The sequence below is a fragment of the Streptomyces sp. NPDC001787 genome, from assembly GCF_040297465.1.
Taxonomy (GTDB): domain Bacteria; phylum Actinomycetota; class Actinomycetes; order Streptomycetales; family Streptomycetaceae; genus Streptomyces.
Window position 1 is genome coordinate 35,954 of record NZ_JBEOZE010000017.1, and the last position, 22,677, is coordinate 58,630.

Annotated in this window: 16 protein-coding genes; 8 read left to right on the top strand and 8 right to left on the bottom strand. The window is 72.4% G+C overall.

Annotated features, from left to right (window positions below; all coding sequences use genetic code 11):
- Positions 1-12 precede the first annotated feature (12 nt).
- From ABT170_RS22910 to ABT170_RS22930, 5 genes are all read right to left on the bottom strand, one after another.
- Positions 13-936: an LLM class flavin-dependent oxidoreductase gene (locus ABT170_RS22910; protein WP_329945122.1), complete on the bottom strand. Its 924-nt coding sequence runs from the start codon at positions 934-936 to the stop codon at positions 13-15.
- Positions 933-2,081, bottom strand: coding sequence for an acyl-CoA dehydrogenase family protein (locus ABT170_RS22915; RefSeq protein ID WP_351870253.1), 1,149 nt, complete (start codon positions 2,079-2,081; stop codon positions 933-935). Before ABT170_RS22915 ends, ABT170_RS22910 begins: the two co-directional genes overlap by 4 nt.
- A gap of 228 nt (positions 2,082-2,309) precedes the next feature.
- On the bottom strand, positions 2,310-3,293 hold the full coding sequence (locus tag ABT170_RS22920; RefSeq protein ID WP_443034347.1) for a TauD/TfdA family dioxygenase: 984 nt from the start codon (positions 3,291-3,293) through the stop codon (positions 2,310-2,312).
- 52 nt (positions 3,294-3,345) lie between these two features.
- Complete coding sequence (locus ABT170_RS22925) at positions 3,346-10,551, bottom strand: non-ribosomal peptide synthetase (RefSeq protein ID WP_351870256.1); 7,206 nt, start codon at positions 10,549-10,551, stop codon at positions 3,346-3,348.
- A 62-nt stretch (positions 10,552-10,613) separates the two neighbouring features.
- Positions 10,614-10,838 carry an MbtH family protein gene (locus tag ABT170_RS22930; protein ID WP_329945119.1) on the bottom strand — a complete coding sequence of 75 codons (225 nt, stop codon included), beginning with the start codon at positions 10,836-10,838 and terminating at the stop codon, positions 10,614-10,616.
- Positions 10,839-11,187: 349 nt separating this feature from the next.
- On the opposite strand from ABT170_RS22930, the gene ABT170_RS22935 reads away from it, so the two are divergent.
- From ABT170_RS22935 to ABT170_RS22965, 7 genes are all read left to right on the top strand, one after another.
- Positions 11,188-13,005: a non-ribosomal peptide synthetase gene (locus ABT170_RS22935; protein ID WP_329945118.1), complete on the top strand. Its 1,818-nt coding sequence runs from the start codon at positions 11,188-11,190 to the stop codon at positions 13,003-13,005.
- Between the two features lie 76 nt (positions 13,006-13,081).
- Positions 13,082-14,443, top strand: coding sequence for a DUF6002 family protein (locus ABT170_RS22940; protein ID WP_329945117.1), 1,362 nt, complete (start codon positions 13,082-13,084; stop codon positions 14,441-14,443).
- Between the two features lie 40 nt (positions 14,444-14,483).
- Positions 14,484-14,903, top strand: a complete 420-nt coding sequence (panD, locus tag ABT170_RS22945) for an aspartate 1-decarboxylase (RefSeq protein ID WP_329945116.1) — start codon at positions 14,484-14,486, stop codon at positions 14,901-14,903.
- Positions 14,900-16,045, top strand: coding sequence for a GNAT family N-acetyltransferase (locus ABT170_RS22950; RefSeq protein WP_351870262.1), 1,146 nt, complete (start codon positions 14,900-14,902; stop codon positions 16,043-16,045). Before panD ends, ABT170_RS22950 begins: the two co-directional genes overlap by 4 nt.
- Before the next feature lie 21 nt (positions 16,046-16,066).
- The gene (gene asnB / locus ABT170_RS22955; protein WP_329945114.1) at positions 16,067-17,887 is read left to right on the top strand and encodes an asparagine synthase (glutamine-hydrolyzing); all 1,821 of its coding nucleotides are present in this window, start codon (positions 16,067-16,069) and stop codon (positions 17,885-17,887) included.
- A 44-nt stretch (positions 17,888-17,931) separates the two neighbouring features.
- Entirely contained in the window at positions 17,932-19,614 is a 1,683-nt protein-coding gene (locus ABT170_RS22960; RefSeq protein WP_351870267.1) for a DUF885 family protein, read from the top strand.
- Positions 19,574-19,813, top strand: a complete 240-nt coding sequence (locus tag ABT170_RS22965) for a hypothetical protein (RefSeq protein ID WP_329945112.1) — start codon at positions 19,574-19,576, stop codon at positions 19,811-19,813. Before ABT170_RS22960 ends, ABT170_RS22965 begins: the two co-directional genes overlap by 41 nt.
- A gap of 151 nt (positions 19,814-19,964) precedes the next feature.
- Here the strand turns inward: ABT170_RS22965 and ABT170_RS22970 are convergent, their stop codons facing one another.
- Positions 19,965-20,351, bottom strand: a complete 387-nt coding sequence (locus tag ABT170_RS22970) for a VOC family protein (protein ID WP_329945111.1) — start codon at positions 20,349-20,351, stop codon at positions 19,965-19,967.
- A 366-nt stretch (positions 20,352-20,717) separates the two neighbouring features.
- Here ABT170_RS22970 and ABT170_RS22975 point away from each other — a divergent pair, with 366 nt between their 5' ends.
- A complete protein-coding gene (locus tag ABT170_RS22975) occupies positions 20,718-21,299 on the top strand; it encodes a DUF6328 family protein (protein WP_502970555.1) in 582 nt (193 codons plus the stop codon).
- 22 nt (positions 21,300-21,321) lie between these two features.
- On the opposite strand, the gene ABT170_RS22980 is transcribed toward ABT170_RS22975, so the two are convergent.
- Together ABT170_RS22980 and ABT170_RS22985 are read right to left on the bottom strand one after the other, a co-directional pair.
- Entirely contained in the window at positions 21,322-22,146 is an 825-nt protein-coding gene (locus ABT170_RS22980) for a VOC family protein (protein ID WP_329945110.1), read from the bottom strand.
- Positions 22,147-22,159: 13 nt separating this feature from the next.
- Positions 22,160-22,495: a DUF6479 family protein gene (locus ABT170_RS22985; protein WP_329945109.1), complete on the bottom strand. Its 336-nt coding sequence runs from the start codon at positions 22,493-22,495 to the stop codon at positions 22,160-22,162.
- Positions 22,496-22,677 lie beyond the last annotated feature (182 nt).

Consider the following 22,677-nt stretch of genomic DNA (forward strand, 5'->3'; position numbering starts at 1 on the left):
CCCGACGGGGGATCACCTGGAGGTCAGGGCAGCGTCGACGGCCTTCTCGAAGGTGTCCCTGCTCCCGGCGAATATCCCCTGTGTACGGGGATAGTTGACGACCACGTCGGTGAATCCGAGCTCCCGACACCGCCCCAGCACATCCATGAAACGTCCCGGTGACGCGTACGGCGACTCGACCACCCGGCTGATATTGACCACACGGTCGATGTCCAAAACCGCGCGTCCCACCCGCTCACAGGCCTCGTCCAGTCGGGAGTGCTGCAGGGCGAGGAGTTTCCAGCTCTCCTCCTCCGTGCGGCTGCCCGGCTGCCGGGCGTCACCGATGGTCACCCAGCACTGCCCGTACCGGGCGGCGAGCTCCAGGCCCCGCTTCCCGGCCGCGGCGATGGCGAAGGGCACCCGGGGCCGCTGGACGCAGCCGGGGATCATACGGGCGTCCACGGTGTCGAAGTAGGTGCCCCGGTGGGTGGTGACCGGCTGCCGCAGCAACAGATCGGACAGCTCAACGAACTCCTCGAACCGGTCGGCCCGTTGGGCCGGTGCCAGGTCCGGCGTGCCCAGCAGCCGCGCGTCGGCCCCGGGAGCGCCGGCGCCGATACCGAGCACGAAGCGGCCGGAGGAGATCTCGTCCAGGGTCATGACGTGCTTGGCGAGCACGGCGGGGTGCCGGAAGTTGGGCGTCGCCACCATGGTGCCGAGGCGGATCCGGTCGGTGACGGCGGCGGCCGCGGTGAGCGTGCTGAGCGCGTCGTACCACGGCGCGTCCCGCAGCGAGCGCCACGAGTGGTGGTCGAAGGACCAGGCGTGGTCGAGGCCGAGCCCGTCCAGGCTCTGCCAGATCGCCCGCGCCCGCGGCCACTTGTGCTCCGGCAGGACAACGGCACCGATCCGCGGTGTCCCGTTCCCGGAGGCGGTCGTGGTTCCCCCGGTCACAGAGTGCCCAGGCCGGCGGTGACCAGTTCGCGGCAGAGATAGTTGGGCGGGCCCATCAGGGTGACAGCACGTGCGTCCTGGGCGAGCCGGTTCAGCGGATGGGCGCGGGAGAAGGCGGCGCTGCCCGCGATCTCCTGCGCGCCCCGGCAGATCGCCTCGGCCGTCTCCGAGGCGAACACCTTCGCGGTCAGGGCGGGCACCGTGCGGTCGCCGTCCGGCCGGGTGGCCGCGTCGACCACACCCCGGACGGCCGCGAGGCGCGAGCCGAGTTCGAAGAGGAGATGCCGGTAGAGCGGGCTGTCCACGAGGGAGCGCCGGCGGGCGGCCTCCAGTGCCAGGTCGTGGGCGGTCTCGGCGACGCCGAGCGCGACAGCCCCCAGTGTCAGGCCGAGGACGTGGGGATGGCCGATGACCGTCGGGGTGTCGGTGGAGAGGGCGAGCATGTCCCCGGACCCGGCCGTGTAGGCGTCGAGCCGGATGAGGCCGGTCGCCGAGCGCCGCATACCGGCCAGGTCCAGGACCCCGTCGACCCCGAAGCCGGCCCCGGCCGCTTCGACGACGAAGATGCCCTGGTTCGTCTGGCCGTAACTGCCCGTGGCGGGGCCGGAGTCGCCGGTACGGGCCAGGATCAGATAGAGGTCCGCGACCCCGGCACCCGTGGTGAACGTCTTGGCGCCGCTGAGTTCCCAGCCGCCGTCCGCGCGCGCGGTCGCCGTCGTGGCGATGTGCTGCTTGGCGGCGCCCGCGCCCGGTTCGCTCCAGGACGAGGCGAAGATCTGCCCGTCCCGGGTGACCGCCGTCAGACAGCGCTTCTTCTGCTCCTCCGAACCCCAGCCGATGATCCGGCTGACGGCGGCGTGATGCAGGAACAGGATGATGCCCATGGAGGCGTCGACGCGGGACAGCGAGGTGATCGCCGCGTTCACGTCGCGCCAGGAGCCGCCCAGGCCGCCGTACTCCGCCGGGACGGGCAGCCGGAGCAGCCCGCTCCCGCGCAGCGCGTCCAGGGCGGTATCGCTGGGCCGCCCCCCTGCGTCGTCCCCGGCCTCGCTGCGGAGCACGTCGAGCAGGCCGGTCAGATCCGGTCGCCGAGATGTCGTGGTGCGGTCCATGGTTGCTCGCTGACTCTGTTCGGTGTTCGGCATGGAGCCCCTTCCTGACGGGCCGTCGCCCCTGGCTCTCGGCGGTACGCGGTCTGGCGGTCTGGCGGTCTCAAGGCTGTCCCGCGATCCCTGACGGTCGCGCGACGGCAGCTACGGCACCTCGCGGCGTTGCCGGAACATGCGCGTACGTCCCGTACGCGGACATCCCTCTGCCTTGCGAAGCACCGCGTCCGCGTCGCGCGCTGATCCGCCGGGGACGACGGGACGTCTTCAGCGGACGAGTACGTGGCCGTCGTCGGCCCGGTAGGAGCGGGAGCGGCGCAGGTCCGCCATGGCGAAGGTGCGCTGGACCCAGCGGTCCCTGCCGTCGTAGCGCGGCTGGAAGGCGGTGCGGCCGTGCAGGCAGAGGCGGTTGTCGACGATCGCGAGATCGCCGGAGAACATGCGCACCGTACGCGCGACGCCCGCGAGCACCGAGGACAGCTCGCCGAGTGCGGCACGGGCCTGTTCGGTCAGGCCGACGGTGGCCGCGAAGTCGACCCGGACATCGGGATCGTCGGGGTCGCCGGTCAGCACGGCGTGCTGGGGCACGGCCTCGCTGCCCCCGCCGAACGACGGAGGCGGCTGAGTGGTGAACTCGGGCAGTGCCAGGCGTCGCCTCGCGCGCTCGGACAGTACGGGGAGCGCCTCGCGGATGCAGGCCGTCGACAGTCCGGCCCGCCGGTCGTGGTCCGGGCGCAGGCACAGGAGCATCACGAAGTCGGGCCGGTGCGGGTGGAAGGCGTTCTCGTTGTGCATCATCAGGTCCACCGAACCGGCGTTGCCCTGGAACCGCTCCTGCCCCGGCACCGGCACGACGTCCTGCACCAGGGCGCCCGACTTCTCCGCCAGGAACGCGGCCGGGTCGCCGAGGCCGCACGCCGTCATCACCAGCAGCGCGGCCACCTCCGTCGTCGTCTGCTGGACGGAGCCCGGGGTCATCGGCGTGTCGCCCACGGTGCTCTCGTCCACGGGCAGTCCACGTACGACCAGGGCGCCGCCCGGTCCCGGGTCGCGGCGGAATTCCCGTATCCGGCGCCGGTAGGCGGCCGGCAGGTCCTCCCAGGCGGAGCGGGCCGCGGCCACCCAGTCGATGTCGTCGATCTTGTCCGCCGCCGACATCAGCTGCCGGGCGACCCGGCTCATCGCCGCCGCATCCGGCGCGGCCACCGTATGGACGGGATCCGCGGCACCTGCCTGCGCGGTGTTCAGCATGGTTTCCTCCCCAAGGGACCTCGATGGACTGGTGAACTCCATTGCCGGAGGGTCAGGTCCGTTGTGCGCGGAGCCTGCGCGCGACGATCGCGCCGATCAGACCCGCCGGCCGGCCGTGCATCATGTCGCCGTGCAGACAGTCGACGGGGTGGACCTCAAGGCCCTCCGACACGAAGGGCCGCCAGGCGCCCCAGTCCCCGGACCCGGGATCGTCCGCCGCGCTGAAGAACAGCGCCTCCCCGCGGAACACCGCCGGGGTGTGGCCGCGTCCGAGTGCCGCGTGTTGCAGGAAGGCCCGCCCCATGGCGGACACGGTCTCCTCGTCGAGGCCGGCCAGCGGTCCGTCGCCCGCCCCGGTCAGCCGGACCAGGTCGGCGACCTCCAGCGGCCTGCCGGGGGTGCTCTGCGCTGTCCCGCCCAGCGAGGCGAGGAGTTCGGCGAGCGGGTCGCGCGCCGGCGGGCCCTCCTCGCCCCGTCCGGCCGGATAGCCGTCGAGCATCGCGAGCAGCTCCACCTCCTCGCCCTGCTCCTGAAGGTGCGTGGCCATGGCATGGGCCACCACCGCGCCGAAGGACCAGCCCAGCAGGCGATAGGGGCCGGTGGCCTGGACGGCACGGATCCGCGCGACGTAGTCGGCGGCCATGTCCCCGACGCTCGCCGGGCCCGGCTCCGAGTCGTGCAGCGCGCGGGCCTGGAGTGCGTACACCGCCTGGTCCGGGTCGAGTGCGCCGAGCAGTGCCGTGTAGACGGAGCCGATCCCGGCCCCGGGGTGCACGCAGAACAGCGGCGCGGGCCCGTCGCCCGTGCGCAGCGCGAGCAGGCACTCCGGCGCCTCCCGCCGCTCCCCGTCCACCAACCGGGCCGCGAGCGCCGCCACGGTGGGCGCCGAGAACAGATCCTGGATGGTCAGGCGCACGCCGAGCACCGGCCGCGCCCGTGACACCAGGCGCGCGGCGAGCAGCGAGTGGCCGCCCAGGGCGAAGAACCCCTCGTCCAGGCCGACCTGTCCCAGGCCGAGCACCTCGGCGAACAGGGTGCACAGCGCCTTCTCCAGCGCCGTCGACGGCTCGCGGCCCGGCCGTGCCGGCCCGAGGTCCGGTGCGGGCAGTGCCGCACGGTCGAGTTTGCCGTTCCTGGTCATCGGCAGCCGGTCGATCACGGTGTACGTCGAGGGCCGCATGTACGCGGGCAGCAGACCGACGGCTCCCGCCCGCACGGCGTCCACGTCGATCGGCTCCGCCGCGGCGGGCACCAGGTACGCGGCCAGGCTGCTGCCGCCGATCACGGTGGCGGCGGCCGAGGCCACGCCGGGCTGTGCCGAGAGCACCGCTTCGATCTCGCCGAGCTCGACCCGGAAGCCGCGCACCTTGACCTGGTCGTCGACCCGGCCGACGAACTCGACCTGGCCCCTCCGGTCCCGGCGCACCAGGTCGCCGGTCCGGTACATGCGGGTGCCGGGCGGGCCGTAGGGATCGGGCAGGAACTTCTCGGCCGTCGCGTCCGGCTGGTTCAGATAGCCGCGCGCCAGGAGCCCGCCGCCGATGTGGAGTTCCCCGACCACGCCCACCGGTACGGGGGAGAGCGCCGCGTCGAGGATGTACCACTGGGTGTTCCAGATCGGGTGGCCGATGGTGACGCCGCCGGTGGGCACCGCATCGCCCGGTGCGATACGGAACTCGGCGCAGCCCACCGTGGTCTCCGTCGGACCGTACTCGTTGACCACGGTCACGCCGGGGTGCCGGGCCCGCCATTCGTCGAGGGCGGCGCCGAGCAGGAGTTCGCCGCCGAGGACCAGCTCACCGGTCGGGGCGTACGTCTCGGGCAGGATCTGGAAGAGCGCGAGGTGCGAGGGGGTGGCCTTGACGAAGGTCGGCTGCCCCACGTCGTCCGGGCGGGCGTCGTCGAGGGTCACCAACTCCACGGCTCCGCCCGCGGTCAGGGGGCCCCACAGGCCGGTGACCGTGAGGTCGAAGGCCACGGGCGAGTGCAGCAGCGCCCGGCCCGCCATGGCCGGATAGGCCTGCCGGGCCCAGGCCAGGTACAGGTTGAGGGAGCCGTGCTCGATCACCACGCCCTTGGGTTCGCCCGTGGAACCGGAGGTGTGGATCACATAGGCGGCGGTCCGCGAGGTCGGCCGCGCGGTGCGCTCGCCAGGCGTCAGATCGTGCGCGGCGCGCTGCCGGACGGCCGCGGCGGTCCGGGGGGCGTCCAGCACACAGAGCGGCGGACCGGGAAGCCGGTGCGCCAGTGCCTCGGTGGTCACCGCCAGGACGGGCGACGCGCCCGCGACGACCTTGGCGATTCGCTCGGCGGGCTGGTCCGGGTCCAGGGGCAGATATCCGGCCCCGGCCTTGAGGACGCCGAGCAGCGCGACCACGAGCTCGGGTGTCCGCGGCAGGGCCACCGCGACCAGCGTCTCCGGCCCGGCCCCGAGGTCCACCAGATGCCGGGCCAACCGGTTGGCGCGCTCGTTCAGTTCCGCGTACGTCACCGTGGTGGCGCCCTCGTGCACGGCGGGCGCGTACGGGGTCCGCCGCGCGTGCTCCTCGAAGAGCTCCGGCACGGTGCTCTCCGGGACCTCGGCCGCGGTGTCGTTCCCCTCGACGACCAGGCCGCGGCGCTCGTCGGGGCTGAGCAGGTCTAGCGAGCCGATCCGGCGGTCCGGGTCGGCGACGGCCTGTTCCAGGATGCGGTGCAGGCGGGCGGCGAGCGTCTCGGCGGTGCCGCGGTCGAAGAGGGCCGTGGCGTATTCGAGGACACCGCCGATCCCGGCCGGAGCACCGTCGGCGTCCCGGTGGTCCACGAGGCCGAGCCGCAGGTCGAACTTGGACACGTCGAAGCCCACCGGCTCCTCGGCGCACTCGATTCCGGGCAGCTCCAGATGGTCGGCCACGCTCCCGTCCAGTTGGAGGACCACCTGGAACAGGGGATGGCGGGACAGGGACCGGTCGGGGTTGACGGCCTCGACCACACGCTCGAAAGGCAGTTCCGCATGGTCGTACGCGGACAGATCCGACTCCCTCACCCGGTCCAGGAGGTGCGCGAAGGTCGGGTCCCCCGACACGTCGGTGCGCAGCACCAGTGTGTTGATGAAGAACCCGACCAGGTCCTCCAGGGCCTCGTCGGAGCGCCCGGCCACCGGTGCGCCGATCGGGATGTCGGTGCCCGCGCCGAGGCGGGACAGCAGCGTGGCGAGGGCGGCCTGCAGAACCATGAAGACGGTGCAGCCGTGCTCACCGGCCCGGCGCAGGAGCCGCTCGTGGAGCGCGGCGTCGAACTCGACGGGGACCGTGGCACCGGAGGTGTCCGCCTCCGGAGGCCTCGGCCGGTCGTACGGCAGTTCCAGCTCGGCCGGTACACCGGCCAGGCTCTCCCGCCAGAAGGCCAGTTGCCGGGCGGCCGGGCTGTCCGGGTCGTCCTCGTCGCCGAGCACCGTGTGCTGCCACAGGGTGTAGTCCGCGTACTGGACGGGCAGCGGTGCGAGGGAGGGGCCCCGTCCCTCGCACCGCGCGGTGTAGGCGGCGGTCAGGTCGCGCAGGAGCACGCCCAACGACCAGCCGTCCGAGGCGATGTGATGGGCCACCAGGGAAAGGACATGGTCGTCGGCGCCCGTCCGGTACAGGGCGGTGCGCAACGGGGGCTGGGTCTCCAGGTCGAACTCCCGTGCCGCGAGGGCGGCGAGTGTGCGCGCGAGATCGGCCGGCGGGCAGTCGACGGGCTCCACCGTCACCGGTACCGCCCCGGCCGGCAGGATGTGCTGGCCGGGCTCGCCGTCGTGCTCGGGGAAGACCGTACGCAGCGCCTCGTGCCGGTTCACCACGTCGGTGAGCGCCGCCCGCAGCGCACCGGTGTCCAGCGGACCGCGCAGACGCAGGGCGAAGGGCAGGTTGTAGTCGGGGCCCTGGCCGATCCGGCTGAGGAACCACACCCGCCGCTGCGCCGCGGACAGCGGCAGCACGGCGGGGCGCTCCGCCGGCGTGAGCGCCGTACGGGAGCCCGGGGCCGGGGCGAGGCGCGCCGCGAGGCCCGCGACGGTCGGGCTCTTGAAGAGGTCGCGGATGCCGAGTTCGACGCCGAGAGCGGAGCGGGCCCTGGCGATCAGCCGGGTGGCGAGCAGCGAGTGCCCGCCGAGGTCGAAGAAGCCGTCCTCGGCGCCGACCCGAGGCAGGGCGAGGACCTCGGCGAACAGGCCCGCGAGAATCTCTTCCTGGGGGCCGCGGGGCGGGCGTGAACCGGTGTCGGTGTGCTGGCCGGGCGCGGGCAGTTCCATGCGCAGCAGCGCCCGGCGGTCGAGTTTCCCGGTCGCGGTGAGGGGCAGCCGGGGAACGGTGACGAAGTAGCCGGGGATGAGGTAGTCGGGCAGCGACTCCGCCAGCCGGGCGCGGAGCCGGGCCGAGGCCGGGGGCACCGGATCGTCCGTGGTGAGATAGGCGACGAGGCGGCGGTCGCCGGGTGCGACCTCGACCGGGAGCACGGCGGCCTCCCTGACGTGCGGCAGCGCTCGCAGCCCCGCCTCGACCTCGGCGGGCTCCACCCGGTAGCCACGGATCTTGACCTGGTCGTCGGCGCGGCCGAGGAACTCCACGGCGCCGTCGTGCCGCCGCCGCACCAGGTCGCCGGTGCGATACATCAGCTGCCCGGGTGCGTCGCCGAACGGGGAGGGCAGGAACCGCTGCGCGGTGAGACCGGGGCTGCCCACGTAGCCGCGCGCCGGCCAGGGCTTGGTGACGTAGAGCTCGCCGGGCACCCCGACGGGGACGGGCCGCAGCCGTTCGTCCAGGACGTGGACACGGGTGTTGGCGATGGGGGTGCCGATGGGCGGGTGCGTCGGCCAGTGCTCCGGTGGGCCCGTCATCAGGTGGGCCACCACCGCGTGGGTCTCGGTGGGGCCGCACTGGTTCTCCAGTACGACGTCCGGCAGCCGGGACAGGAAGGCGCGGATCCCGGCGGTGAGGACGAGCCGTTCGCCGGCCGTGACGATCTCCCGCAGGGGGAGGGGGGCCGCGGCCTCGGCGGCGTCCTGGACGGCGAGCTGTTCCAGCACCATCGGCGGGCAGAACAGCCGCCGGACGTCGTGCGCGCGGATGGCGGCGAGCACCCGCCGCGGGTCGCGGCGCTCCTCCTCGCTGATCAGCACGAGGGCGCGGCCGGTGAGCAGGGTGGTGAACAGCTCCTGGAACGAGGCGTCGAAGTGCAGTGCGGAGAACTGCAGCGTATGTCCGGTGACGGTGGTCCGGTCGATCTGCCACTGGATGAGGTTGACCAGCGGCGCGTGGGACATCGCGACGCCCTTGGGCCGCCCGGTGGAGCCGGAGGTGTAGATCACGTAGCAGAGGTTGCCGGCGCCGGCCGCGGGCTCCGGGTCGGTGTCCGGCCGGCCGGTGAGGGCATCGTGGTCGAGCACGACGGCGACCGCGGCGGGCGGCAGCAGCGAGCGGAGCGTGCGGTCGGTGACGGCGGTGCGCGCCCGCGCGTCGCCGAGCAGGTGGGCGATGCGGTCCGCGGGCTGCGCCGGGTCGAGCGGAAGATATCCGGCACCGGCCTTGAGCACACCGAGCAGCGCCGTCACGAAGTCGGCGCCGCGCGGCAGCAGCAGCGCCACCGGTTCGTCCGTCCGTACTCCGCGGGCGCGCAGCTCGTGGGCCAGCCGGTTGGCGCGGGCGTTCAACTCGCGGTAGGAGAGCGGTTGGCCGCCGTCGATCAGCGCCACGGCGTCGGGGGCGCGGCGGACCTGCCGTTCGAATGCGTCGGTCACGGTCCCTTCGGGCACCGGACGGCCGGTGTCGTTCCAGGCGGCCAGGGTCGCGCCGAGCTCTCCGGGGTCGGCGAACGGCAGGTCCGCCACGGGGCGGTCCGGGTCGAGTGCGGCCTCGCCCAGCAGGTGCGCGTAGTGGCGGGCGAAGCCGCGCACCGTGGACTCGTCGAAGAGGTCGGTGGCGTAGACGAGTTCACCCTGGATCGGCCCCGATCCCGGGTCGGTCAGACGCAGCGCCAGGTCGAAGTTGGTGGAGGTGTGCCGGGGCCGGACACGCTCGACGACGGTGCCGGCGAGCGTGGCCGCGGCGGGGGCGTCCGACAGGTCGAACCAGGTCTGGACGACGGGGTTGTGGCTGGCTTCGCGGGGCGGCGCGAGCTCCTCGATGAGGTGCTGGAAGGGCACGTCCTGGTGTGCGAAGGCGTCGAGGACCGTGCCCCTGGTCCGGTCGACGAGGTGCGCGAACGTGGGGTTGTCGGTGAGATCGGCCCGCAGGGGGAGCGTGTTGACGAAGAAGCCGACCATGTCCTCCAGTTCGGCCCGGGTACGGCCCGCCGACGGACAGCCGACGAGGAAGTCGGCGCTGTGGGCGTAGCGGGAGAGCAGGACCTGGTACGCGGCCAGCGTGGTCATGAACAGCGTCGCACCATGGGCGCGGGACAGCACACGCAGCCGCTCCGCGGCGTCCTCGGGGACGGTGAAGCCGACCGTGGCCCCCCGGTATCCGGGGGTCGCCGGGCGCGGCCGGTCGGTGGGCAGCTCCAAGGTGGTGGGGGCACCCCGCAGGGCGGTGCGCCAGTGGTCGAGGTGCGGTGCCAGGTGCTCCGGCGTCAGATGCCGTTGCTGCCAGGCCGCGTAATCGCCGTACTCGACGGGCAGTTCGTGCCAGTCCGGATCGGAGCCGGAGCGGGCGGCGCGGTAGGCCAGGTCCAGGTCGCGCTCGAGGACGGCGGTGGACCAGCCGTCGAAGGCGATGTGGTGGATGACCGCGACGAGCACATGGTCCTCGTCGCCGAGGCGCAGCAGGCGCGCGCGCAGGAGCGGCCCGGTGCCCAGGTCGAAGGGGGTGCGCACCTCCGCGGCGATGATGTCGTGGGCGGCTTCCTCGGGGGAGTGGCGGGCGCTGAGGTCGGTCACCGGAAGGGTGACGCGCTCGGCCGGTCCGGCGACCGCGTGGGGCTCGCCCTGGTCGTCGGCGAAGTGTGAGCGCAGCGGGGTGTGACGTGTGACCACCAGGTGGAGCGCCCGGTGCAGGGCGGGGACGTCGAGCGGGCCCCTGATGCGGTACACGGTGTCCGCCGTGATGTAGGCGATCGAGCCGGGGTGCAACTGCTCGGTGAACCACAGGCGTTGCTGAGCGAAGGACAGCGGGGTGCGATCGCCGGCGTGCCCCCGGACGAGGGCCGTCGACCGGTCCGTGCGTGCGGGAGCGGCGCCGTGCAGACGGCGGGCGAGCAGCTCGGCCTGGGCGGCGGAGAGCTGCGAAGAGTGCTCGACTGACATGGACCCTCCGAACGTATGACCGGGGCACGAAGCTGTCGCTGCGGCGTACGGGGCTGCCGCGGCTACGGCGTGGGGCCGCTCGCGTCCCGCTCGGCCAGGGCTCTGCGGACGCTGAGCGGGGTGATGTCGGTCCAGACTCGGTTGATGTGGTCGAGACACTCCGCCTTGCCGCCCTCGACTCCTGCCTCGCTCCAGCCGGCCGGGGTCGCACGGTCGGCCGGCCAGATCGAGTACTGCTCCTCATGGTTGACCACGACCTTGTACGCGGCGTCGGCACCGTTCGACATGGCGCGTCCTCTTCTGCGAGGGGGTGGGGAGCGGGCAGCGGCCTCGGGGCGAGAGGCAGCGGCGCGGGCGGCGCCCGGCCCGAGGGTGTCCGGCCCTGGAAGATCATCAATAGACGGCCGTCGTGGCGTGGAGCAAGCACCCGCGGCAAAGTCCTGAGGTACTACGTTCAATCCGATGCCAGGCCGACGTTCTGCGGCGCTTTGAAGCGAAATATTCGTGGCAAGAACCGCGCGCTACTTCGTTCAATCGGCGTTGTTCCCGCCGATGAGGGTCGCAGATGCTGTTGGCGATCAACCTGTCCGTGCCCGCAGCGCAGCCCGATCGCCGAGTCCGTAACAAGGAGCCGCCTTGGACATCATCGAGCGTTTCGAGGAACGGGCGAGCACCGACCCTGAGGCCACCGCGCTCGTCGCCGCTCAGGAGCGGATGACCTATCGCGAACTCGACTCCCGTGCCGACCGGTTGGCACATCTGCTCCAGCGGCGCGGCGCCGGACCCGAGACCGTCGTCGGCCTGTGCATGGACCGGAGGCCCGAGGCGTTCGTGGCGATGCTCGCCGTGCTCAAGACCGGCGGCGCCGTCCTGCCGATGGACCCCGGCCACCCCGCGCGGCGGCTGCGGGACAACCTGGCCGCGTGCGGGGCGCTGCTCCTGCTCACCGAACGCGCCCACACCGAAGCGTTCCAGGGCCTGGACATCCCGGTGCTGCCGTGCGAGGAGTTCGCGGACGCCGCGGCCGAGTACCCCGCGACCCGCCCCGACAGGTTCCTGCACGAGGCGGCACTGCGCTGTGTCCTGTTCACCTCCGGATCCACCGGGCGCCCCAAGGGCATCGGCCTGCCCTCGGCCAGTATCCGTAAGGTCGCCGAGTGGGCGGTGCACCGCCTCGACGGGCCGCAGGTCTTCCTGCAGTTCACCTCGCTCGGCTTCGACGTCTCCCTGCAGGAGATCTTCGGCGCCCTGCTCAGCGGCGGCTCCCTGGTCCTGGTGCGCGAGGAGCACCGGCAGGACCCGGCGGCCCTGCTCGACCTCATGGTGCGCGAGCGCGTGGAGCGGATCTATCTGTCCCCGGCCTTCCTGCGCCAGTTCGCGCGCGCCGCGCTCCAGGACAGGGACCGGATGCGCGCGCTCGTCCTGACGGAGATCGTCTCGGCGGGGGAACCGCTGCGTCTGACGCCCGAAGTCCGGGAATTCATGGGGGCGTTGCCCGGCACCGTCCTGGAGAACCAGTACGGCCCTTCGGAGACGCACCAGGCCACCGCCTGCACCCTGGACGGCGGCCTGGCGAGCTGGCCGGACGCCCCGCCGCTGGGCCGTCCGCTGCCCGGCGTGCGCGGCCACGTCCTGGACGAGCGTCTCGCCCCCGTCGCGGACGGACGGCCCGGCGAGCTGTACCTCACCGGCGTCGGCGTCAGCCGGGGCTACCTCGGGCGGCCCGAGCTGACCGCCGCGCGCTTCCTGCCCGATCCCCACGGCGCCCCGGGCGGCCGGATGTACCGCACCGGCGACCTCGTACGCCGCAGGAGCACCGGTGAGCTGGAGTTCGTCGGCCGGTCCGACGGCCAGGTCAAGGTCCGCGGCCACCGCGTCGAACCGGCCGAGGTGGACGCGGTGTTCACCGCCCACCCGCAGGTGCGGGAGGCCGCGACCGTCGCCCACCAGGCGGGCGACGGCACCTGGGTGCTGACCTCGTACCTGGTGCCGCGGCCGGGCGCCGTGCTGCCGGCCGCGGCGGAGCTGCGCTCCTTCGCCGGGCGGCGGCTGCCCGGCTACATGGTGCCCGGCGCGCTGATGTCCCTGGAGGAGCTGCCGCTCAACAGGAACGGCAAGGTCGACCGCGCCGCACTGCCCCGGCCCGACGCGGCGTGGCGTGACGGCTCCACCGAGTACGTCCCGGCGCGCAACCCGCAGCAGGTCCTCATCCGGGACATCTGGGCCCAGGCGTTGGAGCGGGATCCCGGACACATCGGCATCGACGACGCCTTCCTCGACCTCGGCGGCAACTCCCTGCGCGCCATGCAGGTACTCGCTCGCGTCCGGCAGGTCTTCGACGTGGACCTCTCGGTCCGTGTCCTCTTCGACTCCCCCACGGTCAGGCGACTGGCCCAGGCCGTGGAGGAGGCCATCATCGCGGACCTCTCCACCGCACCGGCCGCCGACTCCTGACCCCGACCTCCCGACACCACGTCTCCCGTCCCTGACGACCCACGTACGAACAGATTCCAGAAGGAGTGGTTCACCCATGTCTGCTGCGGGCCAGGCAGCCGGTACCGGCGGCGTCGTGCGCAACGTACTCGACCGGTACTTCCAGGAGATCCGGGCGGCGGCGCGCAAGGCCGGTGCCGCGCGCACCCAGCCGCCGGAAATACCACTGGAACTCGACGTCAAACCCGCCGAGTTCACGAAGTTCACCGAGGTCACCGATGTCGGCCTGACCCAGGTGCGGGAGCGTACGTACATTCTCGACCTGATGCGCAACCCCGGCGCGCGCACGACGAAGACCGTCGCGTCACTGCTGATGATCGCCCGCGCCGCCGCTCACATCCGCCGCACCGGCGAGCGGGTGCTGCTGCTCACGCCGACCTCCGGCAACAAGGGGACGGCCCTGCGTGACGCCGTGGCCCGCGCCTACGAGACCGGACTGGCGACACCCGACGAGCTGCGCATCGTCATGCTCGCCCCCAAGGCGTCGCGGACCAAGCTGCGCGACTGCGCACTGACCGCCGAGCAGCCGCTGCGCACCGCCAATCCGGTGGTCATCGCCGATGTCGAGCAGCCGGCCGACGTGAAGCTGCTCAGCGGTGAGGTCGTCGAACGGTACGCCGCGGAGATCTTCGAGACCACCGGCTTCCGCCTCTGGTACACGCTCGACCTCGACAACTACCGCATCGCGGACGCGGCACGCGCCTTCGTCGAGGCCGAACTGCTGCCCCTCACCGAGCGGTCCGCGCCCCGTGTGCACGCCCACGCCGTCTCCAGCGCCTTCGGTCTGCTCGGCTACCACCTCGGGCACCAGCTGCTCAGCGAGGGCCTGACCGGCTTCACGGCACCCGCCCGGCACCCCGGTTTCTTCCTGATCCAGCAGCTCGCCACCGCCGACATGGTGACCAGCCTGCTCGGTACCGAGGTGCCCGAGTACACCCACGACCAGGAATCCGGTCTGTGGCGGCAGTCCGCGGCGGCCGCGTTCCCCGCGGTCACGGACCATCCGCAGGAGGTCATCGACGCCACCTTCTACACCAAGGAGCCGCCGACACGACCCCAGGTCAACGAGATCGTCGCACGCCACGGCGGCGGCGGTGTCGTGGTCTCCCGCCGGGAGTGCCTCGACCGGTTCGACCAGGTGCGCCCGCTCGCCGCCGAGGCCGGGATCACGATCGCCGACGACCCCGCGCGGATCCGTGAGTGGTCCCTGGTGAAGGCGCTCACCGGTGTGCTCGTGGCGCGCGAACGAGGTCTGATCGCCGCTGGGACCGACGTGGTGGTGCACGCGTCCGGCTACTACAGCGACGAGCTGCTCGCCCCGCTGCGGGACGAGCACCTCACCCACGCCGACACCGCGGACGACCTCGCCAAGGCCGTCCTCGCCGCTGCCCACGAGTAGAGCCGGTCCACGAGGCACACGAGCCCGAGAGGCGACAACGATGTTCCGTACGATGCTCAAGTCCAAGATCCACCGCGCCACGGTCACCCAGTGCGATCTGAACTACGTCGGCTCCCTCACCATCGACGCCGATCTGATGGACGCCGCCGATCTGCTTCCCGGCGAGCTGATCCATCTCGTGGACATCAACAACGGCAACCGGCTCGAGACCTATGTGATCGAGGGGCCCCGGGGCAGCGGCGTCATCGGCGTCAACGGCGCCGCGGCCCGCCTCGTCCAGAACGGCGACCTCGTCATCATCATCGCCTACGCGACGGTCCCCGACGCCGACGCGGCCAAGACCGACCCCAGCGTGGTCTTCGTCGACGACCGCAACCGGATCGTGCACCGCGACGCCGCCCTGAGCGCCGTGCCCGCCGGCTACGGACTGACCCCCGGGGACACGGTGGAGGCCGGGTGATCCCACCGAACTGGCGGTACATCTGGAACAACAGCGGCGACCCGCGCATCGTGCGGGTCCACACCCTGGCCGACGCCGCCGCTGCCGCCCGGCCCGACGTCACCGTGTCCCGGCCGGGGGACGGGGGAGTGGTCCTGGCGTACGGCGGGCTGCCCCAGGGCCTGACACACGTACTGCCCTTCCTGGAGCAGCGGCGCGGAACGGCGTCGCACCGCACGCGGCGGGGCACGACCTGGGCCGACCTCGCGGGCGGGCGCGCCGCTCCCGGCGCCGACATCCTCGCGGTCGGGGTGCTGCGCGAGCGCGCCCCGGCCCGCCCGCCGCGGCACAGTCTGCTGCTGCCGTTCAGGATCACCCTGTCGGTACCGGTCGGGCCCGACCCTCAGGACGTGCTGAGCAGGCTCTCCCGCAAGGCCCGGCAGCAGCACACCCGTGAGCTCCGTTCCCGCGGCCGAAGGCTGGAAGTGGCCACGGGCGAGGAGGACTTCGCGTACTTCTACGACGGCATGCACCGGCCGACCATGACGAACAGGCACGGCGACTCCGCACGCTCGGAGGACCGGGAAAGCGCTCGGGTGTGCCTCTTCCGGCGCGGCGTGCTGTTCTTCCTCTGCGAGGGGGACCGCAGGGTCGCGGGGATGCTGTGCCGGCTCGAAGGCCGGACCCTGGTCGTGCGTCTGGCCGGCGTGGACGGAGGCGGCGCCGACGCGTACCGCTCCGGCACCTACATGGCGATGTACGTGCTGATCCTTCAGTGGGCGGCCGAGCACGGTCTGACGCGCGTGGACCTGTCCGGGTGCGAGCCGTTCCTGAGCAAGGGGATCCTCCAGTTCAAACGCAAGATGCATCCCGAGATCGCCCTGCCCGACAACCACTTCCACCACAAACGGCTCGTGGTGCGCGTCCGCCGGGACAGCCCGGCCGTCCGCGACTTCCTGACCGCCAACCCCGTGCTCGGTCTCGGCCGGAACCAGGGACTCGAAGCGGTCTACTTCCACGACGCGGACCGGCCACCCCGTCTCGACCTGCGCTGGCAGTGCCCCGGCGTGCTGGGGCACCGGCTCGTCCACTTCGACGACTTCCTCGCCGGCCTTCCGGGCCCCTCACGGCGGACGCCCGCCGCCCGACCCACTCTTCCCTGACGTCTGCACAAGGAGCGCGTGATGTGTGGCATCGCCGGCTGGATCGACTTCTCCCGTGACCTCACCCTGGAGCGGCAGACCGTGGAGGCCATGACCGGTTCCCTGTACCGCCGGGGGCCGGACGCCAACGGGGTCTGGCTCGCTCCGCACGTCGCGCTGGGCCACCAGCGCCTGGCCGTCGTCGACCTGGAGGGCGGCAGACAACCCATGATGGCGTACCGGGGCGCGCCCATGGCCCCGGTGGTGCTGACGTACAGCGGTGAGGTCTACAACTTCCGTGAACTGCGTGCCCAGTTGTCCGCACGCGGCCACCGCTTCGAGACGGTGTCCGACACCGAGGTCGTGCTGCACGCCTACCTGGAGTGGGGCGTCGCCTTCGTCGACCACCTGACCGGGATGTTCGCCTTCGCGATCTGGGACGCCGGCCGTGAGGAGCTGCTCCTCGTACGCGACCGGCTCGGCGTCAAACCCCTGTACTACCACGCCTACGACGGCGGCCTGCTGTTCGGCTCCGAGCCCAAGGCGATCCTGGCCAACCCGCTGTTCACCGCGAGGACCAGCGAGGACAAGCTCCCCATTCTGTTCAACCCCCGCCTCGCCATGCCGTGGGAGACGCCCTACACCGATCTGCGCCAGGTGCAGCCCGGCCATATCGTGCGGGTCGACCGGTCCGGTGCCCACGAGACGCCCTACTGGCGGCTGGTGAGCCGGGAGCATCACGAGGACGGGCCCGCCACCGTGGCCCGGGTCCGGGAGATCCTGGAGGACGTCGTCCTGCACCAGATGGTGGCGGACGTGCCGCTGTGCACCCTGCTGTCCGGGGGCCTGGACTCGTCGACGATCACCGCCCTGGCCGCCACCCACCACCCCCGGGGGCTGCGCTCCTTCTCCGTCGACTTCGAGGGCGCCGACGACGACTTCCGCGCCACCGCCCTGCGCCCCGAACGCGACACCCCCTTCGCCCTGGCCGCGGCGGCGCACCTGGGCGTCGACCACACCTCGATCACACTCGACCCGGCGGCGCTGCCCGGGGTCGTGCCGGAGACGCTGCTCGCCCGCGACCAGCCCAGTCTCGGCCAGTTCGACTCCTCCATGTACCTGCTCTTCCAGGCGATCCGGGAGCGGTCCACCGTCGCCCTCTCGGGCGAGGCGGCCGACGAGGTGTTCGGCGGCTACCCCTGGTTCTTCGACAGCGGCACCGTCTGGGGCGACACCTTCCCCTGGCTCGGCAACAGCCCCCGGCTCACGGACTGCCTGGCGCCCGACGTCCGGGCCCGGATCCGTCCCGACGACGACGAACGCGACCGCTACGCCACGCTCCGCGCGCGCGTTCCGCGCCTGCCGGGCGAGTCCGGACTGCAGGCCCGGATGCGCGAGGTCCTCCACCTGAGCCTGCAGGGACCGCTCCTCTACCTCCTGGACCGCAAGGACCGGATGAGCATGGCCGTCGCTCTGGAGGTGCGGGTGCCGTTCTGCGACCACACGCTCCTGGAGTACGTGTGGAACGTGCCGTGGAAGATGAAGGTCGCCGACGGCCGCGAGAAGAGCCTGCTGCGCGCCGCCGCCGCCGACCTGCTGCCGCGCGAGGTGCTTCAGCGCCGCAAGAGCGCCTACCCCGCCACCTTCTCGCCGGCGCACGCCGACGCCGTACGCGCCGCTCTGGACGCCGTACTGGACGACGGGGACTCCCCGCTGGCCGGACTGCTCGACGTACCCAGGGTACGAGAACTGGCCGCGGGCCGGACCCGCATGATGACCATGGCCGACAATCTGCATCTGCTGCTGCCGTTGATCGAGGTCGACCGCTGGATGCGGACCTACAACGTGTCGCTGACAGCCTGAGCGCCCGGCAGCCCGGGTGCCCCACCGGGAGCGAGGAGAGACCGATGGACAGCGGCAGGAGCCGACTCGCCGGACTGGCAGAGGAGTTCTGGACATGGCGCGCGGCGGCACAGCCCGACTCCTACGACGACATCACCCGGGTCGAGCGCCCCGGCGGCTGGCTGCCCGACTGGTCGCCGGACGCGATGGCCGAACGGCGGCGTGTCCTGACGGAGTTCACGCGCCGCCACGGTGACCTCGACATGTCGGCGGCGTCCGTCGCCGACCGGGTCGACGCGGCCCTGCTGGGTTCCGCGCTGGCCCGCGTGCACTGGGAGCTGGACCAGCTGTGCGACTGGCGCCGCAATCCCTGCTTCTTCATCGACCAGGCCCTGGTGCCCGTCTACAACCTGCTGCTGGAGCCGCCGCCCTTCCACGGCACACGCGCCCAGGACATCGTGGCCCGGCTCGGCCGCGTACCGGAACTCCTGGAGCAGGCGAAACACCACCTCGCCGGTCATGCGGCAGGTCCCTTCGCCCAGTACGCGCTGCGGCTGCTCGACACCGCCGACGAGGCACTGGGGGCGGCCATGGCGGCGCTGGCCCCGTTCCTGAGCGCGGCACGGGCGGCGGCGCTCGCCGCCGTCACCGCCGCCGCGCGGCGCGCGCTCGTGGACTACCGGGAGTGGCTCCAAGAGCACCTGCCGGCCTTCACCGGCGCGATCAGCCCGGGGCCCGAGGCCTTCCGCTACTTCCTGCACCGGGTGGCCCTGCTGCCGTACCCGGTCCAGCGGCTGCGGGACATGGGCCGGCAGGAGTACGCCCGCGCCGCCGCGGCCGAGCTGGTGCTGCGCCGACGCCACCGGGACCTTCCCGAGCCACCGCTTCTCGCCGACACCACGCGCCAGATCGAGCGACAGCGCACGGACGAACAGAGCATCCGGATGTTCCTGCGCGACGAAGGCCTCATCGATCTCCCTCATGACCTGCGCCACTACCGCAACGCCCCCATGCCGCCCCACTTGGAACCCCTGACCTGGCTCGGCGTCCCGCACTACATGGCCTCACCCCGTCGACCCGGCGACGACGCCCTGCGCTACATCCGCGCCCCCCGCGCGGACCTGCCCTACTTCCAGCGCGCGGAGGCCCACGACCCCCGTGTCGGCGTCATCCACGAGGGCGTTCACGCCTGGCAGTCGGCACTCTCATGGCGTCATCCCAACCCGGTGCGACGTCACTACTACGACTCCGCGGCCAACGAGGGCATCGCCTTCCACGCCGAGGAACTCACCCTGCACGCCGGGTTGTTCGACGACGACCCGGCCAGCGCGCTGTTCGTGGTGAACGCGATGCGCCTGCGGGCCCTTCGGGTGGAGGTGGACATCGGCCTCGCCCTCGGCGAACTGACCCTCGGTCAGGCCGCCACCCGGCTCGCGGAGTACGTCCCCATGGACTCCGGCACGGCCTGGGAGGAGGCGGCCTTCTTCGCCGGGCACCCGGGCCAGGGGCTGAGCTACCTCATGGGCAAGACCCAGATCCACGACCTCCTCGCCGACGCCGCCCAGCGCGGGGGCGACACCTTCGGGCTCGCTTCCTTCATGGGCCGCCTGTGGCGCGAGGGCAACGTCCCCCTCGCCCTGCAGCGGTGGGAGCTCCTCGGCGACCGGGACCACGTGGACGCGGCACGGCGGCTGGGAGGTGACCCCGGTGCGCCTGCTGTCGGCCTGGCGGAAGCTGCTCTCGGGTGACGGGGGCGGAACCGGCCCGGAAGGCCCGGACGGCCCGGAAGACCCGGACGGTTCGCACCGGCGAGCGGGAATCCTGGCGGGCCTGACCTGCGGCACGGTCGCGGTCCATGTGCTCGCGTCGAGGGCGGAGGAACACCTCGCGGCGCGCGGGGAGCACGCCCCCGGACAGCGCGGGCACCCTGACGGGAACGGCTCGTGACGGGAATGGCTCGTGACGGGCCGGTGGAAACGCTGGAAACGGTGGGTACGGGCGTGGGGCCGACCGCCCGGAGCCGGCCCACGGCAGCCACCCGGCCGTTCGGCGGACCGGGTGGCTGTCATGTCAGGGCGTGCTCACAGGAACCGTACGGTTATGAAATGCCGCCGTACGGACGGGTGATGAGCTCCAGGGCATGACCGCTCGGATCGAAGAAGTACACGCCCCGGCCGCCGTCGTTGTGGTTGATCTCGCCGAGGAGTTTCTGATGGGGATCGCCGTAGTAGGTGAGCCCCTGCTCCTTGATCCGGGCGAACGCGGTGTCGAACTCCGCCTCCGAGATGAGGAAGGCGTAGTGCTGCGTCGTGATCGATTCCTCGGGAATCGTCGCGAAATCGAGTGTGACGCCGTTCGCGAGGTCGACCGGAATGAAAGGGCCCCATTCCGGCCCGGTCTCCAGGTCCAGAAGGTGCGCCAGGAACTCGGCGGATTCCCGGTTGTTCCGGCAATGAACGATGGTGTGATTCAACTCTACTGACACTGTGGAATGCCTCCAGCGGGCATCTCACGGGCTACCTCCACGCCTCACCCGGCCGGTGACCGACGCGCGATGCCGTGCGGGGATCTTAGGCAGGCGGACGGAGGGACGTCGAGGGTCCCCGGCGCGATGGCTCAATTCCGCCCACCGCCCCCACCGGCCCCCGCTCCCGCCTTCGGCCCCCACCGGCCACCGGCCTCCCCCCACCGTCGGCCTCCCGCCGTGCGGCCGTCTCCGGCGGGCGGAGCCGCCCGTGATGCGCCCACCATGGAGGGAGAGGGTTCACCACGTGGCACCGGGAGGAACGCGCGGCACCCTCGGGCCCACCCTCGCGGAGAGATCCGTACAGGCGCAGTGAGGAGGCATCCGGTGGTACGGAGTTCTGACGGCGCCCGGGGCGGGGAAACGGACGCCGGGGCGGCCGGGGGAGCGGACCCGGAGAGGGTCCGGGACAGCGGGCGCCGGGAGACCGAGGAGGAGCGGGCGGACCGGCGGTGGAGCGACCTGCTCCAGGAACTGCGCGTGGCCCAGACCGGCGTGCAGATCCTCTTCGGCTTTCTGCTCGCCGTGGTCTTCCAGCCCCGTTTCACCGAACTGTCGGTGACCGACCGCAACATCTACGTGGCGACGGTCCTGCTCGGCTCGGCGACGGCGGCCACGCTCATCGGGCCCGTGTCGTACCACCGGCTGCTCACCGGCCGCCGGGTGAAGCCGCGGACGGTCGTCTGGGCCTCGCGGCTGACCGTGCTCGGTCTGGTGCTGCTGTTCTGCACGATGTGCTCGGCCCTGCTGCTGATCCTCCGCGTGGCCCTGCACAACGGTGCGGCCCTGTGGCTGGTGGGCGGCATGGCGCTGTGGTTCCTGGTCTGCTGGTTCGCGTTCCCCCTGTGGGAGCGCGCCCGCGCGGACGCTCCGGGCCGGGGGCGGCGCCGCCCGGGCCCGCGGGCCTGAGCGGCCCGCGGGACCGAACGGCTCAGTCGTCCGTCCGCGCCGGGCTGCGTACATCGGTCACGGTGAAGAGCGCGCCGTCCGGGTCGCGCAGGGTCGCCTCATGGCCGCGGAGCACGGCCTGCTCCTCGACCGGGGTGCCGCCGTGCCGCTGTGCCGCCGCGACGGTTCCCGCCAGGTCCGTCACGGGGAACTGCACCTGCCAGTGCGGGCGCACGACGGGGTCGACGGCCGCCTCCACCGCCCCGGAGCTGATCCGGGCCAGTGGCCGCCCGTCGCACCGCACGATGACCTCGTCCCCCTCGTACGCGACGTCGCAGCAGCCGGGACGGCCGCTCGCCCAGTCGAGCACCTCGCCGTAGAAGATCGCGGCGTCGAACGCGTCGCGGGTCCGCAGCCGCAGCCAGGCGTGCGAATGGCCGTCCGGGGCCGGCGGTGAGGTGGCGGGCTCGGTCCGCTCCCAGAGGCCGAACGCCGCCCCGTCCCGGTCGGCGGCCAGGATCCCGCGCCCCTTGCCGAGCGTCAGCGGACCGACCGCCACCGTCCCGCTGCGCTCACGGATCCGGGCGGCGGCGACATCGGCGTCCTCGACGGCGAAGTAGGGCATCCAGGCGACGGCGACCTGATACACGGACGACATGGCGCTGATCCCGGCGACGGGCACCCCACCGCGGCGGGCGACGGAGAACTGCCGGCCGAGCCTTCCGGGGCGGAACGTCCAGCCCAGGACGGCACCGTAGAAGCGTTGCGCGGCCTCCTGGTCGCTGGTCATCAGGTTGACCCAGCACGGTGCCGCCGCTCCTGTCAGCGGCGCCGCACCCGGTCCCGTACGCGACTGTCCTGAGGTCATGAACCCACTGCCTTCATCGGTTCTGCGGGGGATCCGTGTCGGGTGGGATCACCTCATTGCCGTGATCACCGAGCTCGTACGGTGACAGGCCGCTGCCGTTCTCCGGGAACCGGTCCGATCCGTGCTTGTCGGGCTCCTCGATGTGGGTCCGGTGGTCGGGTGCGTGGGGCTGCTCGTCGGGGCGCGGCGGTGGCAGCTCCGTGTCCCGTTTGCGCATGCCCCACCAGAAGGCGCCGATCAGCACGGCCACCACGGCGACTCCGGCGATGGGCAGGACAACCCCGAGGGCGCCCGCTCCGTCCGCGAGCGTGGTGGCGAGGGAAGCCTGGGCTCCGTTCGTTACGTCCATGCATGCCGCATACCCCGGACCAGGGCCGACAGTCAGTTATTCACACAAATTCATGTTTTATGGGGATGTACAGGGAGAAAGAGTTTCACCGCGGTGTCCGACGGCCGAGTGCCGCTCTCGTGTCGCCGCCGGCCGGCTGCGGGGTGAGCCTGGAGGGGGTCCCCGAATTTCCGGCTCCCAGT